At 35.1% G+C, this 21,755-nt stretch carries 24 protein-coding genes; 9 read left to right on the top strand and 15 right to left on the bottom strand.

Going from position 1 to position 21,755, the window contains the following annotated elements; genetic code table 11:
- Positions 1-169 precede the first annotated feature (169 nt).
- The 3 genes from JO178_RS02695 to JO178_RS02685 all read right to left on the bottom strand — a co-directional run bounded on the left by JO178_RS02695 (position 170) and on the right by JO178_RS02685 (position 2,561).
- Positions 170-631 carry a T9SS type A sorting domain-containing protein gene (locus JO178_RS02695; protein ID WP_291931223.1) on the bottom strand — a complete coding sequence of 154 codons (462 nt, stop codon included), beginning with the start codon at positions 629-631 and terminating at the stop codon, positions 170-172.
- A 765-nt stretch (positions 632-1,396) separates the two neighbouring features.
- Positions 1,397-1,807, bottom strand: coding sequence for a 5-fold beta-flower protein (locus JO178_RS02690; RefSeq protein ID WP_291931221.1), 411 nt, complete (start codon positions 1,805-1,807; stop codon positions 1,397-1,399).
- A 181-nt stretch (positions 1,808-1,988) separates the two neighbouring features.
- Positions 1,989-2,561 carry a GNAT family N-acetyltransferase gene (locus JO178_RS02685; protein WP_291931218.1) on the bottom strand — a complete coding sequence of 191 codons (573 nt, stop codon included), beginning with the start codon at positions 2,559-2,561 and terminating at the stop codon, positions 1,989-1,991.
- 88 nt (positions 2,562-2,649) lie between these two features.
- Here JO178_RS02685 and JO178_RS02680 point away from each other — a divergent pair, with 88 nt between their 5' ends.
- The 5 genes from JO178_RS02680 to JO178_RS02660 all read left to right on the top strand — a co-directional run bounded on the left by JO178_RS02680 (position 2,650) and on the right by JO178_RS02660 (position 8,112).
- A complete protein-coding gene (locus tag JO178_RS02680) occupies positions 2,650-4,119 on the top strand; it encodes a PLP-dependent aminotransferase family protein (RefSeq protein ID WP_291931215.1) in 1,470 nt (489 codons plus the stop codon).
- Positions 4,120-4,884: 765 nt separating this feature from the next.
- Entirely contained in the window at positions 4,885-6,027 is a 1,143-nt protein-coding gene (locus JO178_RS02675; RefSeq protein WP_291931212.1) for a tail fiber domain-containing protein, read from the top strand.
- A gap of 144 nt (positions 6,028-6,171) precedes the next feature.
- Positions 6,172-7,269 carry a catalase family peroxidase gene (locus tag JO178_RS02670; protein WP_291931209.1) on the top strand — a complete coding sequence of 366 codons (1,098 nt, stop codon included), beginning with the start codon at positions 6,172-6,174 and terminating at the stop codon, positions 7,267-7,269.
- Positions 7,266-7,823: a cytochrome b/b6 domain-containing protein gene (locus JO178_RS02665; protein ID WP_291931206.1), complete on the top strand. Its 558-nt coding sequence runs from the start codon at positions 7,266-7,268 to the stop codon at positions 7,821-7,823. The genes JO178_RS02670 and JO178_RS02665 overlap by 4 nt, the downstream gene beginning before the upstream one ends.
- Positions 7,824-7,860: 37 nt before the next feature.
- Positions 7,861-8,112: a hypothetical protein gene (locus tag JO178_RS02660; RefSeq protein ID WP_291931203.1), complete on the top strand. Its 252-nt coding sequence runs from the start codon at positions 7,861-7,863 to the stop codon at positions 8,110-8,112.
- 77 nt (positions 8,113-8,189) lie between these two features.
- Here the strand turns inward: JO178_RS02660 and menA are convergent, their stop codons facing one another.
- Entirely contained in the window at positions 8,190-8,825 is a 636-nt protein-coding gene (gene menA, locus JO178_RS02655) for a 1,4-dihydroxy-2-naphthoate octaprenyltransferase (protein ID WP_291931199.1), read from the bottom strand.
- A gap of 279 nt (positions 8,826-9,104) precedes the next feature.
- Here menA and JO178_RS02650 point away from each other — a divergent pair, with 279 nt between their 5' ends.
- From JO178_RS02650 to JO178_RS02640, 3 genes are all read left to right on the top strand, one after another.
- Entirely contained in the window at positions 9,105-9,740 is a 636-nt protein-coding gene (locus tag JO178_RS02650) for a CPBP family intramembrane glutamic endopeptidase (protein WP_291931196.1), read from the top strand.
- A gap of 182 nt (positions 9,741-9,922) precedes the next feature.
- Positions 9,923-10,219, top strand: a complete 297-nt coding sequence (locus JO178_RS02645; RefSeq protein WP_291931193.1) for a hypothetical protein — start codon at positions 9,923-9,925, stop codon at positions 10,217-10,219.
- Positions 10,220-10,263: 44 nt separating this feature from the next.
- Positions 10,264-10,524: a hypothetical protein gene (locus JO178_RS02640; protein ID WP_291931190.1), complete on the top strand. Its 261-nt coding sequence runs from the start codon at positions 10,264-10,266 to the stop codon at positions 10,522-10,524.
- Positions 10,525-10,605: 81 nt separating this feature from the next.
- On the opposite strand, the gene JO178_RS02635 is transcribed toward JO178_RS02640, so the two are convergent.
- The 4 genes from JO178_RS02635 to JO178_RS02620 form a co-directional block, all read right to left on the bottom strand.
- On the bottom strand, positions 10,606-11,346 hold the full coding sequence (locus JO178_RS02635; RefSeq protein WP_291931185.1) for a hypothetical protein: 741 nt from the start codon (positions 11,344-11,346) through the stop codon (positions 10,606-10,608).
- 29 nt (positions 11,347-11,375) lie between these two features.
- The gene (locus JO178_RS02630) at positions 11,376-11,606 is read right to left on the bottom strand and encodes a hypothetical protein (RefSeq protein ID WP_291931182.1); all 231 of its coding nucleotides are present in this window, start codon (positions 11,604-11,606) and stop codon (positions 11,376-11,378) included.
- Between the two features lie 385 nt (positions 11,607-11,991).
- On the bottom strand, positions 11,992-12,201 hold the full coding sequence (locus JO178_RS02625) for a hypothetical protein (RefSeq protein ID WP_291931179.1): 210 nt from the start codon (positions 12,199-12,201) through the stop codon (positions 11,992-11,994).
- 352 nt (positions 12,202-12,553) lie between these two features.
- Positions 12,554-13,054 carry a DUF2165 domain-containing protein gene (locus JO178_RS02620; protein WP_291931176.1) on the bottom strand — a complete coding sequence of 167 codons (501 nt, stop codon included), beginning with the start codon at positions 13,052-13,054 and terminating at the stop codon, positions 12,554-12,556.
- 558 nt (positions 13,055-13,612) lie between these two features.
- On the opposite strand from JO178_RS02620, the gene JO178_RS02615 reads away from it, so the two are divergent.
- On the top strand, positions 13,613-14,761 hold the full coding sequence (locus JO178_RS02615) for an acyltransferase (protein WP_291931173.1): 1,149 nt from the start codon (positions 13,613-13,615) through the stop codon (positions 14,759-14,761).
- Between the two features lie 475 nt (positions 14,762-15,236).
- Here the strand turns inward: JO178_RS02615 and JO178_RS02610 are convergent, their stop codons facing one another.
- From JO178_RS02610 to JO178_RS21485, 7 genes are all read right to left on the bottom strand, one after another.
- Complete coding sequence (locus tag JO178_RS02610) at positions 15,237-17,354, bottom strand: S8 family peptidase (protein WP_291931170.1); 2,118 nt, start codon at positions 17,352-17,354, stop codon at positions 15,237-15,239.
- A gap of 604 nt (positions 17,355-17,958) precedes the next feature.
- Positions 17,959-18,528: a Dabb family protein gene (locus JO178_RS02605; protein ID WP_291931167.1), complete on the bottom strand. Its 570-nt coding sequence runs from the start codon at positions 18,526-18,528 to the stop codon at positions 17,959-17,961.
- Between the two features lie 90 nt (positions 18,529-18,618).
- Positions 18,619-19,509 carry a bestrophin family ion channel gene (locus JO178_RS02600; protein WP_291931164.1) on the bottom strand — a complete coding sequence of 297 codons (891 nt, stop codon included), beginning with the start codon at positions 19,507-19,509 and terminating at the stop codon, positions 18,619-18,621.
- Positions 19,510-19,629: 120 nt separating this feature from the next.
- A complete protein-coding gene (locus JO178_RS02595; RefSeq protein WP_291931161.1) occupies positions 19,630-20,577 on the bottom strand; it encodes a glycerophosphodiester phosphodiesterase family protein in 948 nt (315 codons plus the stop codon).
- Between the two features lie 54 nt (positions 20,578-20,631).
- On the bottom strand, positions 20,632-21,027 hold the full coding sequence (locus JO178_RS02590; RefSeq protein ID WP_291931158.1) for a hypothetical protein: 396 nt from the start codon (positions 21,025-21,027) through the stop codon (positions 20,632-20,634).
- A gap of 184 nt (positions 21,028-21,211) precedes the next feature.
- Complete coding sequence (locus tag JO178_RS02585; RefSeq protein WP_291931156.1) at positions 21,212-21,547, bottom strand: DUF6572 domain-containing protein; 336 nt, start codon at positions 21,545-21,547, stop codon at positions 21,212-21,214.
- Between the two features lie 50 nt (positions 21,548-21,597).
- Positions 21,598-21,657, bottom strand: coding sequence for a sortase B protein-sorting domain-containing protein (locus JO178_RS21485; protein WP_365865681.1), 60 nt, complete (start codon positions 21,655-21,657; stop codon positions 21,598-21,600).
- Positions 21,658-21,755: the final 98 nt, after the last annotated feature.

Raw genomic sequence — 21,755 nt, 5'->3', positions numbered from 1 at the left:
GGGGCGAGAATAATAGCCTGCGGATCCTGCACCGTCCGCGAGGAGGTCTCCGGCTGATACAGTATCGTCTGTGAAAAGACCGATACCGACCAGAGCGATAATATATAGAAAATTTTCATGATTTGTGTTTTTGTTTCTAAATAAAATATTGTTTACATCCCTAGCTATGCTATCTTTTGGTGATATTTTTACTGAAGGTTCTTCCGTCTTTCAGGGTAAACCGAAGGATATAAACACCCCATTCATAGCCTGTCATATCAATTTTCAGCTGATGATTCAGTTCAGGAAGGTTTTGCTGCCGGAATTTCCAGTGTACCGTACTGTGCTGATACAGTGAAACCGATTCTATCAGTTGGTCTGTCTCTTCCGTCCAGTCAATAGTGAGAATATCATTCACAGGAACCGGATATACCCTGATCTGCTTCCAGAACTCTTTTTCGTCCATAGCAGAAGATGCTGCCGTTTTTGTCTGTTCATGTAAAGCGGCAGGTTCTTCAGCTTTTTTGGCTGATGCGTTGGTTCCTCTGTATTTCTGGTTTCCGGCTTCATCGTATTTAAAATAGACTTCAGTCTGGGCAAACCCGAGAAATCCTATCATAAGGGAACATGCAGAAAGTAATTCTTTTTTCATATTTTTTTATTTCAACAAAGCTATAATTAGATATAATCAAATCAAAATCAATGATTTAATATTAATTTTATCCTTTTTATGTGATTTATAGATTGTCATAAATAAAGAAAGAATCTAATAGAAAAATTTTCGATAATGAATCGTTTCGTCAACGAAAAAAATAAAGTTTTTGTAAAATAAGCATTGTAAAAAAAATAAAACAAGTTGTATGATAAGATTGAAAATCAGTTATTTATTTTATTTTTTTGAGGATTACTTTTAGGAATAAAAGACCACCGGAAATAATAGGGCATGTATTACAATACCGGCAATACTGATTTCTCATTGTTTTAATCTGTTACTTCCGCTAAAAAAGCCCGGATTATACAATCCGGGCTTTACTTTGTTACAGGTTTCGATTCATCTGTCCGGGCGTTTCCAAAGACAGATACCTGAAGTATTTTATTTACATCTCTGAACAGGCAATAAAGCGATATACAGCCGTATAACAGCCATTACAGGATATTGAGACCATCTTTGCCCTTTGAGAAACATCCCGATAAGAATTACCTGTACTATTCCGATAAAAAGGTAAGTCAGTAGCCAATAAATGCCATAATTCTTTATATATAGGTCTGCACCATTTCCTGAACCGTAAACATAAAAAATAAATACATAAGCAGAAGGACCGGAACACTTAAATTAAAAGCATAGATGGTGATCTGTTTTATATATTCCATTTTTTTTGCCTTGAAATTAAAACTGCTTTTTCTGCACAGGTGGCGATCAGTCTAATTTAAAAAAGAAATAGACCACTGCCGCCCATTCTTTTTCCACTCCTTTAGCATAGCCTATCGTACTATGGCTGCTATTTTCTACCGTGCCGTCGTCTTTGATATACCCTATCGTTGAATGGCTGCTGTTTTCCACAGTTCCGTCTTTTTTAACATAGCCTACCGTTGAATGACTTCGGTTTTCAATGGTACCATCACTTTTAATGTACCCGATAGTCGAATGGCTTTTATTTTCAATGGTTCCGTCAGACTTGATATAACCAAGTGTGGAACGGCTGCTGTTTTCAATCGTTCCGTCGGATTTGATATAGCCCGTTGTACTATGGCTTCCTGATTCGATAGTTTGTGCACTTACCATGGAAAGGCTGAACAGAAGAAAGCTGATGAGTCCTGTTTTTTTCATGATTTGAAATTTTAATGGGTATTATTCGGATTAGTATTCAAAAAATAGGGATCTTTTTTTTGTATGATTACCCGGATCATTTGTTGTAAAGTTACATTAAACATTCATATTTTTCGCCACAATGCTGAATTTTATTAAAGTTAAAAAACGAAAACAGGTTGTATCTGATGGCGGAGATCTTTCATTCAGCTTTTCCCCAATTTTCTCTGCTGATCTCATAGATAAAATTTATCTGTGGTATTGGGCTGGAACAGTCGCCCCTCTGTTCTGCTATTTTTTCAGCACCGATGCGGCCAATAGCAATTTGTGACCGGATATTATGGGCACCGATATGAAAATGAACTTTGGAGACAAACTGAAAAAGATAATCCAGCAGCAGCGTTTTTACGGAATGATTGGTTCCTTTTCCCCAATATTGTATTCCACAAAAAGTATATCCTACAACGATACTGTTTTCCTGCGGATTGTAATCGTAGAGCCGTGTGCTGCCAACGGTGTTTCCATTTATTTTATCAATTATTTTAAAAGCACCTTTGCTCTTCATTGCGTCATCAAAAAATGTCTTAAATACATCTTCTTTCCAGCGGTCTTTATTAGGATGTTGTTCCCAGATTTCCGGATCCGAGGCAACAGCATATAAAGTGCTAAAGTCTTCTTCTTCGAGAGGATAAAGAATGATTGTTTTATTTTCCAGAACCGGCTGCATATTGAACCCTTCTAAACCGTTCGTTTTTAATCCATTATTACGTTCCATTTCTTTTAATTATTAAATTAATGCTGCAAAATTAATTCGTAATTGGACTATATTTGTAGTCCAATTTATATATATACAGTAGTCCAATATGTTACCTTACGAACGTCTCATTATCATAGAGAATAACAGTAAAATTCCTGTGTACAGACAAATAGCGATTTCAATCATAAATGCTATTATTAGCGGGACCTTGAAAAAAGGAGTTCATTTGCCAAGCAGCCGGGAGCTGTCTAAAACATTGGGAGTGCACCGGAAAACGGTGATCGCCAGCTATGAAGAACTGGACATACAGGGCTGGATTACCAGTGTTCCCAGAAAATATGTTGCCGTATCAGAACAGATTCCTGTACTGACTCCCCAACAATGGGGAAACGCTGAGGTAGGGATTCCGTACGAAAATGATCTGAAGATCCCCTTCAGAATGATAGAGCAGGATCCCGTTCATGCTCCTGTTTTCAGTGCTGATATCGTGATTGACGACGGACATCCTGATGTCCGCTTATCTCCCATAGACAGTTTATTAAAAAACTATCGCTCTTTTACTTCCAGAAAAGCAGCCATTAAAAACGCAAATACAGGAACAACACAGGGAACCCTGATACTCCGGCAGGAACTGGTTAATTATCTGTCTGTAACACGGGGACTGAATATTTCCGCAGATCATATTCTGGTTACACACGGAGCCCAGATGAGTATTTATCTGGCTTCCCAACTTCTGCTGGGACCTTCTTCGGGAATCATTATCGGAAAACCTAATTATCCTGTAGCGAATAAGGTCTTTGAAGAAACCAACGCCAGAATAATTGAAGTAAATGTAGACAGCAGGGGAATTGATACCGATGCTATTGAAAAGGTATGCCAACAGACAAAAATTAATGCCGTCTACGTAATTCCGCATCATCATTACCCAACTACTGTAACTTTAAGTGTGGAAAGAAGAGTCAAGCTTCTGGAACTTTCAAAACAGTTTTCTTTTACGATTATTGAAGATGATTATGATTACGATTATCATTATACTTCTTCTCCCTATTTACCGCTGGCAAGCGGGGACCATCATGGAAATGTTATTTATATAGGATCTTTCTCCAAGGTATTAGATCCGGCTTTACGTATGGGATTTATGGTGGCTCCGAAAAATTTTATTGATCAATGCACTGCTCTCAGGAGATTAATAGACATAGGCGGAGACGGATATATGCAAAATGCGCTGGCTATAGTGATCAAGGAAGATGAGCTTACAAGACACATCAAAAAATCAAAAAAATGTTATCATAAACGAAGAGATTTTTTAGATGCACTGCTGAGAGAAAAATTAGGAAAATACATTTCGTATACATTGCCTACGGGCGGCATGGCGATCTGGATCATCCTAAACGCTGATTTTTCTGTTATCCGGCTGGCAAAAAGCCCGCTGATTACAATTACAAGATGGGATGCCGAACAAAATGCATTCAGATTTGGCTTTGCCTCTTTAAACGAAACAGAGCTGGAACAAGCCGTTGATCTTTTGAAAACAGAACTGGAAAAGGAGCTCAGAAAAAAGAATCGTATCCCTTAAAGATAAGTGACGCTATTCTGAAAGATTTCAACACTAAAGAAATTGTAGCTGTTGTTGTAAAGGATCATACACATTGATTATGAAAGTATATTAGCTGATCAGATCATGCAGTATCATCACTCTCATACAACAGCATATCCAGCCCAAATCAACGGAGCGTTTTTTTTCTGAACCGATTGCAGAATACCCGGTATATGTTCATAACCCGTATTCATTTCATATAATATGAAGAAATAATCTGATCAATCATATAGATTAATACGACTGGTTATTCCAGAGAAATGCTAAGAGTTTACTATTGTTTTAAATTATTGGAAGCAATGAGTGATGATGAATTAGGACAATAAGTACAGTGTAGTTTTGTTCATTTTCATGGTTTAATTGGTTTTTACATAAACAACATACAGATGCGGTATGATGGTATGTTGTCAGTTGCAAGAGTATATTTTTATTGCAAATCCTCAAATAGCTGATCAATAATAATTTTAGAGTGGCAGGAAATCAAAAGATGGTTTGATTACAACCAGACTATTCAGGATAGATAAAGACATAGACGATCAATAATAAATACCTGATCTAGTATAGGCCAACACCAACGAATCGAATAACACCCAGACAAAAGTAGTTTTAATTCTACATTAAATAGCAACTTAATACTACTGCAACACATTAATTAACAGCGATTTATTTATTTAACTTTGGGCATAGATTGTAATTTAAAGAATTGCAATAAACTGTATTCTATATTAATTTAATTCACAAACAATGAAAAAAAATATATATTTACTGGGTCTTCTTATGAATACACAATTTGTGATTGCTCAGGTAGGGGTCCATACATCCAATCCACAGGGATCTTTTCATGTGGACGGAGGAAAAGACAATGCCACTACAGGCGTACCCACAGCAGTGCAGCAGCTTAATGACTTTGTTGTCAAACCCAATGGTACAACCGGAATAGGAACCTTGTCTCCGGGAGAAAAACTGGAAGTGAACGGAAATGTGAATGTCATTAATTCTCAGAGTTCTTATGGCTCTTACCTGCGATTAAAGAGTAATAACGGAACTGAAATGACTATACAGGCGGTAGTAGGAAATCCCAATGATCCTAAAGCATTTCAGAAAGGAGGATATATAGGGACAAATACAGCCGATCCTTTACAATTTATCTATAATAACTCCCCTATTGCCTATTTAAACAATACTTCTATTTCTCCTAACGGGACCAACCAGACAAGCTTAGGTAATAATTCAAATAGATGGAATACGGTCTATTCTGCCGGATCAGGATTTGATGCAAATAACGTCACTACTGATTATGTAGGATTACAGGCAGAAAGCAAAGAAGGTGTTAAATCAAAGTTTATGTCAGCTGCATCTGGTTATCCTTATGGAGCCAGTATACTCATTGGAGCAGCCTCTAATACTAAACTTGCTTTTCTTGTGGCTGACAGTCCTACTATGTATATGGATGGCCAATATTTTTATCCAAGACAAAACAACACATATGCTATTGGAAGTACAACAAGTGGATTTGCTCATGTTTATTCCTATGTCTTTGATACGATGTCTGATATCCGTTTAAAGAAAAACATCAACAACCTAACCTACGGAATCAATGATGTGATGAAAATCAGGTCTGTTTCTTATGATCTGAAAGATGGCAGCAATACCAAACCGGTGATTGGGTTTATAGCCCAGGAAATCGAAAAAGTAGTTCCGGAAATCGTTACCACAGCAAAGGATAAAGATGCCTATAAAGCAGTTGATTATACCAAGCTTATTCCGGTCCTGGTGAAAGCTATTCAGGATCAGCAGGCCATAATCCGGTCTCATGAAAAAAGCATTAAGGAGATGAAACTGATAATTGATCAGCAGGCTAAGGAAATTAAAGCGTTTAAAAAATAATACAGCTTCATAATTTCATAAAACAATGATTTAGGTTTAGTAGTATTATAATTGGTTGTATCGCAAGTTTCAAACAAATATATGTATGCAACTCAACAGGTTTGACCTTTTAAGAATATACTTCCGTCTGAAAAATTTTAAAATATGAAAAAAAACAAAGTCTGGGAATGGCTCGGGAAAAAAAAAATTTGGTTATCTATTATCGGTATTTTGACACTTCCTTTGATTATGGCAATTTTATTTGCATGGACTGCAGGTTGGATTAACTTTGGGCGGTTGACTTCAAAACAGATGTTTAACCAGTTTGATCACGCTATTACCCCATTTCCGCCAGGATTTAGAAGAGCTCATGGAAAAGGAATCTGCTTTACAGGAATTTTTCATCCTGAAATTAAAGCTTCAAAACTATCTAAAGCAAGGGTATTCAGCCAAAAAACAGTTGCTGTAATAGGGCGATTTGCAATCGCAGCCGGGGACCCACATATATCAGATAAAACGGCTAAGCTAACCAGTATGGCTCTTTTATTGAAAACAGATGATAATCAGGAATGGCGTATGGCAATGAATAGCGTTCCTTTTTTTCATGTAGCAACTCCGGCAGGTTTTTATGATAATATGGTGGCCAACCGTCCGGATCCTAAAACCGGTAAACCTGATCCTGAAAAAATAGCTCTTTTTTATAAAAAACACCCTGAAACCATAAAATTTGACAAATGGGCAGCTCAGGCTCCCTGGCCTGACAGTTATAGTGATATGGAATTCAATGGAATCAATGCATTTCGCTTTATTTCCGATGATGGAAAGTCCAGCTATGTACGTTGGTGTATGAAGCCTCATATCCTCAGACATCAATTATCAGAAAAACAGAGAAGTGCCAAAGACTCAGATTTCTTAAGTGAAGATCTGTTGAAACGGCTGAAATCAGGTCCTCTCTATTGGGATATGATAGTAACCATTGCAAATCCTAATGATCCTATTAATGATCCGTCACAGCCATGGCCTGCAAATCGTAAACAAGTAAAAATAGGAACCCTTGAAATAACCGGAGCTTCTGACCAAGCCACAGGCCCATGCAGAGATATTAATTATGATCCAACTATTCTACCGACAGGAATAGAAGTCTCGGATGATCCTGTACTGGCAGCAAGGTCCGGAGTATACTCACATTCATATAATGCCCGCATGCATGAAATTGCTACAGGAAAAGCGCCTGAAGCGGTAGGTAAAAAAAGTAAAAAATGAAAAAGAAAGCACCTCATTTCAATATAATTGCCCGTTTACTGCACTGGCTCATGGCCTGTCTTATATTTTTTATGCTGTTTATAGGCGTTTCGATGGTAACTACTATCAGTAACCGTCCCTGGTTACTGGATTTACATAAACCGATTGGTTTGGTAATTTTATTATTACTCATAATCAGAGTTAGCAATAGAATTTTCAATCCACATCCGCCTTTACCTGTATTCATGCCTTTATGGCAACGCATTCTGGCTAACCTTACCCATTGGCTGATCTATATACTGATCTTTTTCCTTCCGCTTACCGGATGGGGAATGCTTTCAGCAGGAAATTATCCGGTTAAATTATTCATGGGAATAATACTGCCGCCAATACTACCGCAAGATCCGGAATGGTATGCTATTTTACGCTGCCTCCACAGTATACTTGCCTGGAGCTTATTTTTGGTCGTAACAGGCCACCTGACCATGGCTTTACTCCATGCATTCATCCACAAAGATGGGTTACTTACCAGTCTTATAACAGGCCCGCGGTCAGAGAATAGAAACAAAAATTGAGTATTATTTTAACAATGATCTTTAAAAAAAACAGGAGATGAAATTAAACACGATAATAAAAAAAAGAGCAAAAACAATAGGGCTTCTGTTGTTGCTTTTGCTGATGGTAAACTGTGAAGCCATAGCAAGTCCTGATAAATATAATCCTTACAAACCATCATTACATTACGATCAGAATGATTTTCAAAAAAACGTAAATGAACTCCATCAAAAAGAAAATGAATTTGATAATAACAGAAACATTAAAAGCCCTACTTACAATAACTATAATCACCCTTATAAACGATGACTACTAGATAAGTTATCACACTGAAAAAATAACTGCCTTCATGCTAAGGCAGTTTTTATATTGTACCGGTAAAAATACTACAGATTAATACAAACTGCCATCACGACACTGATTAAAAAGGTAATTATTCCTACCTTTTTCAGATTCTGATCCAAATCAGCAGGTTTTTCCACCGATCTTATCTGGTAGCCCAGTCTTCCAATGGGAATAATGAATAACAGTATAAAAAACGAATAATAATTTCCGCCTCTGAAAAAACCATTTCTAAACAAAAATATAATAAGCAGAATAATGGGAATATGCAGAAGTACCATTTCATATTTCATCGCGTTTTCAAGTCCCATTCTCAGGGCAATACTAAGTTTACCAGCCATTCTATCGCTTTTGATATCTCTCATATTATTAAGGTTAAGAACAGCCATACTCAGCATACCTATCGCTGCTCCGGGAAGCAATATATATGCGCTAAACGATTGTACAAATAAAAAATAGCTTCCGCATACAGAAACTATCCCAAAAAAGATAAATACAAAAATATCTCCGATTCCTTTATATCCATAGGCATTTTTACCCACGGAATAAGCGATCGCCGCCCATATGCTCAACACTCCTATAAGCATTGAAACAAAAAAGCTATAAGTATCAGTCGGAAGAAAGGTTCTGTACATAAGAACTGTGGTCATGACAAAGGATAGTATCGTACAAAGAACCACTGCTTTTTTATACTAAAAACTTTGACAATAATTATCGTTTTTATTCTACGATACTCATTTCCTCAAATTGATAATATAGTGATACCTTTATTATACTTCATATCATATTAGTTGTTTTGGTCTAAGACCAATTGCCTGAGCTTACTGTAAAGTGACTTTACAGTAAGCTTTTTATAATGCTCTTTAAATATTTTTATCCTTATTATTTAAAACATTAAACACAAACCTAGTTAATCAACTGCAAATCAGTACACTTAATTAATAATCAATACAAAAAAAATGAAAAATTTATTACAAAGCAGGGTGAGTGCATTCTTGCTTTTACTCCTTCCGTTTTTATTGATATATGGCCATGTCACCAAATTTCCCTATACATTTTGTATCATTATCATCTATATATTTATTATTACTTATTGGCAATATGGAAACCTAAAAATACTCAATTTTAAGAAAATAAGGTGGAAAGAATTTAAAATCATTATTGGAATATTTTTGCTTTTTTCTCTATTCGATTTTTTCCTCCTGAGTCCCGCAATAGACTGGATCTTCAGAGAATCTGCGGATTATTCTGTTTTTCATGAGCTCCAAGGTAATACTCCGTTATATTTAAAAAAAATATTTAATATGTGGATCAGCGCTGCATTCGGTGAAGAATTATTATTCAGGGCATTCGCTTTTACCCAGCTGGAGCATACCTTAAAAAAGAAGACAAAATGGATTGTACCTATTACCGCGCTGCTATTCTGTATTCCTCATGCATATCAGGGGATTTCAGGAGTAGTTGGTATTTTCATTACGGGTATTATACTTGCAATTATTTATAATAAAACCCAAAATATTTGGATCAACGTAGCTATTCATGGTCTAATAGATACTCTATCCCTTACATTACTATATTTGGGTATTTTACAGTAGATATAACCAATGAGTGTTCTGCATTTTACTGTCTCGCTGATACCTAAAACAGAGTCTTGTATTATTACCGTAGTTTTTATGCTAAATAAAATTAGATTTTGTTCTACACGATATAACTATCTTTTTAATTTCTAATTTATTTACTTTACCGTTGAACATCAATCAAAATACCACTATTAAAAATGGAAAAAAAAATATACAAGGCTTATACAATATCAGAAAACGGGAAACGGGAATACCTCAACTCCCCAATAATTATTATTGAACTTGACGATTCAAAGAAGATTGAAATTAATTTAGAAAATGAGGATACCTCTCCTTTCTCCGGAACCTTCTCATTGTCTACAGGCACCGCTATCGGAAAAAACAATAATAACCCTGAGAAAAAAAATGAAATGTTTTATGTGGAAGCAGGAGCAGCTAATTTACTTTTTATTGGAGTAAACCAATATCATGATTCGGATATGGATAGTATCTGAAGTTAATTATTTTATACAAATCATCCCTAACCAATTAAAATATCATGAAAAAAAATGATCGACAGCCCTTTACAGCTTATGCAATATCAGAAAACGGCGAAAAAAAAATAATAGAAGCTGAAACAATCCTCATCTGTATTGATGAGCATCATGAAGTAAAAATTCCTTTAATGCAAGAACATCCTCTCCCCGGAACATTCACTTTAAATACAGGTTCAGAATATAATCATTCTTATTTTAGAATACATCCGGCAGCAATCAACTGGCTTCATATTGAAGTGATGAATGGGAACAATAAGGATTAACAAAACCCAAATCGGAATACATTATAATAGCAGCAAAAGCCTTTGCTTCTTTGTGATATATATCAGGAATCCTATTGGTCTTCAGGGCTTTTTCTTGCAGATCTCTTTTAGAAAATCCGGTACATGTCGGGAAAGAACAAAGTCTATTGCTGTACTATTTCGGTCTTTTATAAAAATCTGCAGATTTTCTCTTTCCATTACATAATGAATAAATTCCTTCCGTTTATCTTTTGGAATTCTATTATTCGTAAAATAATCTTCCCCCAAGCTTTTTATGATCCAGGTCAGATTTTTCTCTTCATCCTCATAACGATACAGAGACCGCATTCTTCGTGCATCCCCGGATATTACTTTATAAAGTGCGTCCAGATTTATTCCTGCTATCCCAACCCCGAGTCCAAACGCATCTTTCAAGATGGGTGCTTTTTCTCTTGGATTTTTAGGAGATGGAGGTAAGCCTATATTTTTTTGCATGGCTTCCACCTTTTCTTTCATTGATTTTTTATCCAGCTGCACACCAGGAATTTCATATACAAATGGACTAAGTTTTATGACGTATTTGTTTTTAAATTCTGCATCAGTCAATACAATACTTATCCGTATAAAGTGAGAAGACACCCATCTCACCTCGTCTCCGGTACGGGCATCAATTTTAAATTCTCCCTCAGAATCGGTCATCACACTCCTCCCCGTCCTCATATTGTATACCTGAATTCCACTTTGACTTTTCCCTTCTTCGTCTGTAGTTTTCCCAGTAAAAATCATCTGAGCTTTTCCCCATACAAACAACAAAACCAACACGAGCCTTAGTATCTTTTTCATTTTGCTATCCCTAGTTATATTACAGCTTTTTACGCCATTCTTATCATGAAGCATTTACATTTCCTCCAGTAGCCTTTTACCTTCTGCATAAAGTCAAAAATAGTACGGTCAGGTTTTTGTTCCACCACTTTTTTGGTCTTTGTAAGGGTGATATTTTGTATTTCAACTTCTTTATGTTTTTTCTCTTTTTCCTTAACTTTCTGAGCAGACAAAGAATAAAGTACATTAAAACTTCCTAAAAGAATGATTATTTTTTTCATATGCATAATGATCAGAAAAAATATAGTACAATGTAAAAGCAACAAAAAACCATATATAATCAAGCACTTATAGGCACACCTGTTTAAAGCATTTTTCTATCTATCATCTACTTGTTCCTTCAGATTTTCAATAAAAAACAGAGAAAAACAATAATTAAGAACAGGCATGCTATAATAGCCAGAATATTACGGGGAATTAACATCAGTAAGCGTACAAAACATTGGAGCCCTAACAGAAATATTATGATGAAGAGTACCACCAAACTCACGGCTAATATCACCTCAGCAGTATTCAGCTGATATACTGGAAAATAGGTTCTGAATAAAGAAAATCTCATTGGATATATTCTTTTTTAAAACAGGCGGATACAGTATAGCTATAATCTTAACGTCTTTTAAAGGTTTTGAAAACATTTATTTTAATTACTTTTTTGTTTTCAAAACGAAGAGACAGAATGATTCTTCTGCCTATCCAGGTTTTTCCAAGGTCATAGGTCCATATATCACTGGTATGCAGGTTGAAGCCGTCTCCCAGGTCGTCTTTAATTTCATTTCGTGTTTTTCCCAGTAAATTATTAAAATCTTCATTTTTCATTGCTCATCATTATAATGATTCTTAAAAGTCAAAATGAGAAAAAGCACCTACTTCTTCACATGGTATTAAAAAATTGAGGCTGAACCTGAACAAGTCACAATTAATCCAGCCTCAACTAACACATAACTAAAAATTATTTCTGATTCCTCTCAGCAGCTCCCATCATAAAAACAGATTGTATGAATCATCCACAAAATAACCATTGAAATAATTAAGGTAAATTTATAGCTAATCGCTTAACTTCTTCTCCCTGAGCCTATAGAATAAAGTATTTCATCCTGTAAAACTTTTCCAGGTAAACTTGTAGAATTTCTTGTATTAAAAATGTATCTTTCCGGCAACAAAAGCTTTTTCAGCGGGTATCTTCGTCTTTCTGCACCAAATAAACTAATGCAATAAGCATGAGAATAAAAATCCTGAAAGCAGTAGGTCCTGTATTCAGCCGTTCAGACATCCATGTTCCAAACCACTCACCGCCAACAGACATAAAACCTACCTGCCAGATAAGAAATCCTAAGGTCAATCCCATAACAGCCCACTTCTTTTTCTGATTGAAAACAACAGCTTCTTTTTTCAGGTTATACAATAAAACAACCCCACCTATCCAACACAATAATGCGGTGAGACCTTCAAAGAAAATAATACTGTTATAGGCTATTGTATACCCTACCGGTGCGATGATGGCCCTGTATCTGATTGCAGTATCCGGAAAAACATCATCCATGGAGAGCACATGCCGAACATACTGATAGTTGGTATGATAATCGGAAATATTTCCGAATACCACCAAACTCACGAAGAAAGCGATCGCCAGAATGATAAGAGACTTAGAAAGACGAATGATCATATGCATTTAAATATTTCTCTTTATTCTTTATTCTTTATTCTTTATTCTTTATTCTTTATTCTTTATTCTTTATTCTTTATTCTTTATTCTTTATTCTTTATTCTTTAAGACATTAATATAGATGTATTCAATACCTGAATATGACAGAAAACGATATCAAAACTCTATCATCAAAAAATTGAAATGAATGATAAAAGCCTACTGTAATTGCTACAGTAAGCTTTAAAAAAATGATCAAAAATGTATTATAAGAATGAGGTAAAGATACAATGATGCCAGCATTTAGAGCTACTGATTTCTATAGAATAAAAAACGTTTTATTATCAAACTTTTTCTACGTTTTCTGAAGATTTTCTTGCCGGACATTTCGCCCTTCCTTTCCATAAACGGGTACCAGATCAGTTTTTTTGACCCGCACTGTAAAACTTATTGTAATGCTTATGTTATAAAATCTCTACACAATGCTCAAACTATATCTACAGCAATTTTTTAACCCCTTCATTTTTTAGAAATACTTTTGCATCACGGTCAGAGTGTTAAGAATAAAAAGCAGAACAAATACAAATGAAAAAACACCGTCTCTGGAATCTTCTCTTTAGTCTCTTTTCAACGGAACTCAGTGCCAACAGAATTTTCGGACTGGATATTTTAAGGGCATTTGCCATCATTGTTGTCATGATTGACCACGGTAAATTTATATTTCCTAAAAAAATCGTCGAATTCCATAATTATATACAGGTTGATGGGGTCAGTATATTTTTTGTATTAAGTGGATTTTTAATCGGGGGTATTCTAATTAATCAATTAGAAAATAAGCCCACCTGTTATAGAGTATTAATTGACTTTTGGATAAGAAGATGGTTCCGTACGTTACCCACTTACTTTTTAATACTCACTATTCTGATTGTATGCTACCAGATTAAAAATCCGTCGTTTACTATACATACGATGATGAATTATTATATTTTTTGTCAGAATTTATATCAGGCACTTCCCCCTGAGTATTTTGCAGAATCCTGGAGCTTAAGTGTTGAAGAGTGGTTTTATCTTACCATACCTTTCATTATTTTTTCCCTGATAATCATACTTAAATGGAAGCCCAGGAAAGCTGTTCTTGTAACCGCTTTGATTGTTTTATGCGGGGTTACTTTTTTAAGATATACAATTCATACAAGCCTTGATTTGGAAAGAGCAAAAACATTTCATCATATTGTTATTTACCGGCTGGACAGCATTATGTACGGAGTGATAGCGGCTTATCTTAAGTACTATTATTCAAAGTACTGGAATCTTATTCCGCTCCCTTTATTTATCATAGGTTTATTTATATTATTTTCAAGAAATATATTTTTGAATGAAATGTTTCCTGATTTACTGGGTCTTTATAAAACGGTCTTTGAATTTAGTCTAACCTCTCTAGCAACCCTCCTGCTGTTGCCTTTTCTTTCTCACTTAAAACAAACCAAGCATAAAGCGGGAATTCTGATTACCAGCATCAGCATATTATCCTACTCTATGTACCTCACCCATATGAGTTTAATAAAAGGAATGATTTTATATAGTATCCCATGGACCCGTTTTACAAAAAACTACCATATAATTATTCCTATCCTATATTCATTGTATTGGGGAACTACATTTTTATTTTCTGCCATAATTTATAAATTGTATGAATATCCAATGACTAAAATAAGGGATAAATTCAGATCATAATATTCTTTATACTCCCATTATTTTGGTACGCCCGGTTTAAAGGTTCTTTCTATCTCAGTCCATTACCGGAAATATCTGATTACGAAGATCAGAATACGATTGAGTGTCTACCTGCTAATTGATCAAAAGAACTGCATATAAACAGACCAATTGCTATGAGCTCTGAAGGGCTGAATTTACGTACATATTATTGTGCCCATTACCTGCATCGAATACAAGAGATTTTATTAAAAAAATTACCGCAAAAAATCTGCGGTAATCGTGAAACTATACGAAGCTCATATAAAACTAAGCTGAATGACAAATGTAGTTTAATCATCTCTATTGCAATATTGAATGTTGTAGAATAAAATACAATCCGCTGCTAAACTTTTACTATATTTCCTGTTGAAAAATGTAGAAACGAGATCAAAAAAAACAAAATACTGACACTGCCAGTATTTTGTAAAATAATATGATGTAGTGATTGATGAATTTATTCTTTAATAACTCTTTTTGAAACCACTTCTTTTCCTGTTCTGACTTCAATAATATATATTCCTTTTGTATAAGCAGATAAATCAACAGCTTCCTGGTCATTACTAATGATGCCTTCATGTATTTTTTTACCGGACAGATCATACACCGTAAACACAGATTTCTTAGGAGCGTTCAGAATGTTTGTGATGTCTTTTGTAATGCTAGGTGCAACTGTAAGACTTTTTGTTGTATTTGTTACATCCTTTGTTCCTAAAACTTCACTATGTCCAGTTACTATAATTGAGTAGTTTTGTGGTGTAGCTGCTCCTGTATCATTTACCAAAGTACCTTTGTTGCTAATTTGAATTTTATAGGTTCTGCCAGCAATTGGAGTTTCAATAACAACTTGTTCCACATTGTCAACTGTATTGTCTGCTTTTGTGGCTGGGGTCATTGGCCTGTCTGCGTTTAATTTCCAAGGGTAATAAATGGTATTATCAGTTGTATCAATTATTCTTAGATCAATATCGTTGATTAATTTTGATGTTCTGTTGTTGAATACATCACTTACATATTGATAATTTGGACTATATTTAGGGTCAAGCCAGGTAATTGTTACTTTTAATGGTTCAGAACCAGATGCTCTAACTGTTTTAGTGTTGGGAGTACCACTAGTTAAGGTTTCATCAGTGAAAATTACACTACCGTTTGCCTTTCCTACTAATAGTTCAGCTCCTTTTTTTGCATTAATGAACCCCCAGCCAAATTGTGGGTCAGGACCGATGTTTCCAGCCTCTGAAGCAGAGTGAATAGTAAGTGCTTTGGCTGAAGAAGCATTCAGTAATGTATTGTTAAATAATTGCTTATTAATTTGAGTCCAAAGCCCGATAATTCCGGTTACAATAGGTGCAGAAAAAGAAGTGCCGCTTCCTCTTGCCCAGGTGCTGCTTCCTGCTGTAGACGTTGAAGCATAATAAACATTAGTTCCAACAGTTGAAATATCTGGCTTTATTCCACCGTCATCTCTGGGTCCTGCACTGCTGTAACTGGAATGTACAACGTCAGCTGCTGTTGTGTATCTTCCATTATTACTGGTAATAATATCGGTAGCTCCTACAACAATAATATTTTTTGCTAATGAACCACTTCCAATGCAGTCATATCCTTGAGAGCAATTGTTTAGAGGAATTCTATCCGTAGGAGCAAATAAGACATTACCATTTGTACTTTTGTAATACTTTGGAAGTGTTGATGAAGAGCCATTAGGGCCCATGTTGAAATAATTTCCGGCAGATTTCACAATTATATATGATGGATTACTATAGGCTATCTGATCATAATTAACATCATCTGTATTGTATGTTCCCTGGAAGTCATAGAATGTGTCACCTGCTTTATAACCGTTGTATACATAAGATGTGAGATTATCACTGGTATCTCTAACTTCAGTCCAGCCTGAATTTACACCATATGAGTGGTTTGATATATTGGGCTGTGCAATAAGAATTTTTTGGTAAACAGTACTGGCTGATGTACCGCCAGGTAAGATGGTTGTATCAAACATATAACTGTCTATAGTAGAGTTTATTGCAACTCCTTTCGCATTTCCAACCAAAACCAGATTTGGAGCGGTTCCTGTATAGAGAGGAACGTCTTTCCCTCCGATAAAACTTCCAACACCTGTTGCGTGGAATGAATAAGATTGAGATGGGTCTTCTTTGTTGGTTATTCTATTTGTTGCATTATCAAAAGCAGTATGAGCAGCATAGATTCTACCCCCGTCAAATATAGTAAACTTAATGTTTTCCCCATTGAAAGATCCTGTCAAACCGGTGATGTTTCCTGCAGTATTAAGTAGATCTGAATTAGAATTAGTTAATTGTCTTGTGTCATCCTGCTGCCAGAAATAAGGAATTCCAAAATTAAATCCTGCTAAAGTAGCTCTCTGTTCTTCAATTTCTTTTAAGCTTTTCTGGCTTTTATTGGCACTATAGTTTTTAGCAACATAAGCATCAAACTTTTTTTCATTTTCTACCCGTTGCTGTTCAAATGCTCTCATCAGAGCTTCATTGTTTTTTTGTGCACTTACCCATGAAGCCAGTAATGCACTCATCAAAATAAAGATTTTTTTCATAAGGTGTAAAAATATATTAGGTTAAAAAAATTTAAATAGTGTATCAGATTATATTTACCTAACATCCAGACTATAAACAAGTCCGGGAGCAGGGGTTTTAAGATGGCTTATTCATCTTTGTCATTCAACATCTAGTTCTGTGAGCTTTACAAGCAATAAGAAGTAGAAATAAATGTACAGCTATTATAAATAACTGAAAAGCTGAACACTATAGAATAAAAACAACATAAATTGTAAAACTTTTTCTACGTCCATAGATGCAATATCATAAGATGTATTTTAGAGAACAATGTGATAGAGGCTGTTTTATTTCCTAAATTTGAAAATATCATCCCAAATAAGAGAATCCTTCAGTCAATAAATTCTCTGTAATAAGAATTTGTTTGTTGCCTGTTTTCTTAATTTTATGCAAAAAATTACCCCAGACAGAGAGCCTGCGGTAATAAGGGTGAGTATATAAGTTAGTTGGAAATAAATTACCTTCCAAAGGTACAATGATCACACAAATATGAAAGAATGAACGCTATAGAATAAAACCTTTTACAGGGTCGAAATCTTTCTACACTATAGCTTTGCGAATTTCCGATAAAATCATGTAGACCACTTAGTTCTCTGTTTTCTGAATTGGATTTCCAGGTTTAGATGTAAATAATGCCCAATGGTTTAAGCGCTTTTCTCGGGATTCTTCAACCTGGTAATCAAAAACCAGTGTATTTTTATTAGGGTTTGCAGGATCTGAATCCAGATAAGGATTGATAAAAGTTTTAAAAGCATCATGATTCTCATCGTAGCTTCCCTGAGCCGTTATAAATGGCTTTCCCACATAATAATCCCGATCAGCTATTGAGGAAAAACTGACTCTGAAGCCAATATCATAATCTCCTTTAACACTTTCCTTGCTGTTCTGGAAACCGTACTCAATTTTCATATAAGGCTTTCCATCCTTTAATGATTTTTTTAAAGCCATAAACCGGTTGATCACTTCCTGCTTTTCATCAGAAGTACTATTTTTTCTCAATCGAAACAAAACCAGATGCTCAACCCTTTTATTTCCAACAGAATCTATAGTATCTGTATTCTTATTAGTACAATACGCCATTACTCCTAAAAAAACAGCTGTTCCTATTAAACCCGCCGTGATTAACTTCTCATTTTTTAATTTAATTCCTCTCATAAAAACTGATTTTAATTTGTAAAAAATTGATTATTTCCATTAAGTAAAAAGAGATTTATCTATAGCGAATGATCCGATTTTTTGACGGCATTACATCATATAATACGTATTGGGTGGAAAAGGAACCGGTTTTTCTGCCTTTTCATTCAATTGCTGCTTTATATTGGCTTCAATCGTTTTGCTTAAACTGGTCATCGGTATATCCAGAGGTGTATTTTCAAACGGGTCCTGCATAAGAATAGAGGTATACTCAATGGCTATGAAAATCATAGGAATTCCGGCTGTTAATAAAATATTTACGAATCCCATATTATAATGAAAGGTAAAAGGGAGTAAAATGGTAAATATATAAATCAGGAAATGGATGAGCATGCTATATGCTGCCGGAAACACGGTATTTTTAATCCGTTCACATTTTCCCATGGCATTACATAACCTGAGTAATGTGGTATCTATCTGAATCTGGCGATATTCAGTAATCTTATCGGCTTCTGCCAGTCGCTTTAATTGTTGACTATGTTGGATAAGAAGAGCATTAGGAATATGATAAGCCTCAATTTTATAATCTTCCAGATACTTCTGTACTTTGGAGGAGAACACGGAAACTTTTCTTAAAGACTCTCCCAGGGCAAAATTCCAGATAATCTGCCGTTCAGCAAAACCCTTAATTTCTTCCAATTCCGTTTCAGGTAGGAATTCCTGAACCTGACGAATGAGAGTCCGGGAATTATTAACAATACTCCCCCATACAATACGGGCTTCCCACCATCTGTTATAAGACTGTGATATCCTGAAAGCAAGTAAGAGAGATATGGCAGTTCCAATAATAGCCACAAGAGCTATCGGAATCTCAATCATAGCAAAATAGTCCCCGTAATTAGCAATCAGTCCTATAAGAATACTAAAAAGACTAATGGTGATAAGGTCATATTTTATCCGTTTAATAAACCCCCAAACCGGAATTTTCGTATTTAATAGCATAATGAATGAATTTATTATACAGATTTCTGTCCATAGAATTCTTATCAATTCTACTTGCACCGGGAAAAACTTATTTATTTTGAGACTTCTATAATGATAAGGCTCACCACCATAAAAGGTTTATTCATAAATCCTCGGATCATCGCTGATCGCTCCGTCTATTCCCATTGCTTTAAGTTCCTTTAGTCTTTCTTTGCTGTTAACCGTCCAGGGAATGACTTTCATTCCCAGATCATGACATTCTTTCACAAGCTCAGGGCTCACAATTTTTTCATCAGGACTGTAGATAGCAGGTATAAAACTTAAGAACTTAAGATCACCCTTTACGCCATTATGATGATCAGGAATTTGTTTAAATTTCTCAATCGGGGTATTTTTGAAAATCTGCTGCAGGAAAGCCAGTTTTTTATCATCCACTTTCTCCACCAAAAGAGAGGTTCTGATGTCAGGATATTCTTTATGAACGATTTCCAAGGTTCGGGGATCAAATGACTGAATAATCACTCTGTCTTTAATTCCTTTTTCAAGAATAACTTTCATCATCAGAGCCACAAATTCTTTGGGTTCAGGGTGATACACAAGATCAGTGAAAGGTAGTGTTTTGGTTTCTATATTATAAAAGGGTAAAGGTCTTTTCAGCTTACGGGTATAGCTTTCACAGGAATCTATAACCTGAGCGAACAGCGGTTTGCTCACCTTTATTTTTTTTTGTTCAGGAAAGCGGTCCAGTTTTTTGATGCCCACATCATATTGACTTACCTCTGCATAGGGCATTCCATAAATTTTATAAGAAAAGTCTGCCCCTTTTGGAATGGAACTTCCATCAGGTTTCGTTGTCAGCTCTGAAGAAAAAAAAGGATCATGAGAAAGTACTATTTTCTTATCTTTAGTGATCGCAAGATCCATTTCCAGAGTGGTGACATTCATCCTCAGAGCATTTTCCATAGCCGGAATCGTATTCTCCGGATATAATGCTCTTCCTCCCCGATGGGCTTCTTTATCAAAAGCCTGTGCCAGACTTAGCTGACCTGCAATGGTGGCCATCACCATCAGAAATAATCTTTTCATAATGTAAATGTTTAAGGCAAAAAAATAACGGTGAAAGCCACAGGCTTTCTTCTTTTATAATTTATGTAAAAAGTTAATACACATCACAAAAACAAACCCTGAAACAATACACATAAAAGGCATTGCTACAAAAGTTAACGCTTCTGCCGATAACCCGTTTGTCACTTTTTTCTCCTTGAGGTGCCACACCATATTGATCACCAGAGGAAGTATTACCCATGCAATGACAAGACCTCCGCATAAAACCTTAAGAGTTAACGTTTTCAATTTATAACACACTGATGGATAAATAATCAAAAATAATATAAGAGGAAGTATATTGAATCCTATCATGACCATGATAATCCAGTCTAATGAACCATTTTCACTCATAGAAATCATATGATAAATGATAAAAACAATACTACAAAAACATACCGTATAGATTGTCAGCGTTTGTATACTTTTCATTGCCAAAATAATTGAATAATTAATAATACAATATCCTGTCAGCGATCTGCAGCCTTTGCCTCTACAAAATTAAGATGATCCGTCTGACAGAAAAAGCCGAAACCTATAGAATAAAACATTTTTTCCTGTCAAATTTTTTCTATACACCATAAAAACAAAAGCTACATTAAATTACTTTAGCCTCTTATCTATCCATGATTGGTTTATTTAACTCACCATATGAAAAATGATAAGGTAATGTTTCAAAAACCTGAGCTACCGAGTCTAAAAACGTTTTACCTTTTGCATCAGGACTGTATTTACATACAATTTGAATCAGAAATTCTTTGTCTGATGATTCAGGGTAAATCTCATCAATATATCGGGTTTGTAGCACATGGATATAGAAATTGAGTTTTTCTACCAATAAATGAAGATGTTTTTTTTCATCCCAGGCTAAATTATCTGACAGGATGAGGACTACTTTGCTATCGTGGCTGATGCTGATGGCATCAATAACATTTGTTTTTTCGAGAGACATACAACGGTTAATTTTATTTTAACTTTTCAAAGGGTTAAGAGAACGCGATCTTACCTCCTGTATCTTTTTATTAAATACATCGATGAAATTAAAAAAAGCCTACTATACAATTGACAGTAAGCTTAAAATAGATTAAATCAGATAACGAAACCATAAAAACACTCTCAAATTTACAGGGTTCATATTAATCTCAGAAATAAATTTTGTA

It is taken from the genome of Chryseobacterium sp. (assembly GCF_019236175.1).
Taxonomy (GTDB): Bacteria; Bacteroidota; Bacteroidia; order Flavobacteriales; family Weeksellaceae; genus Chryseobacterium.
Note: the sequence above shows the minus strand (reverse complement) of the source record. Positions and strands in the feature narration are given on the sequence as shown.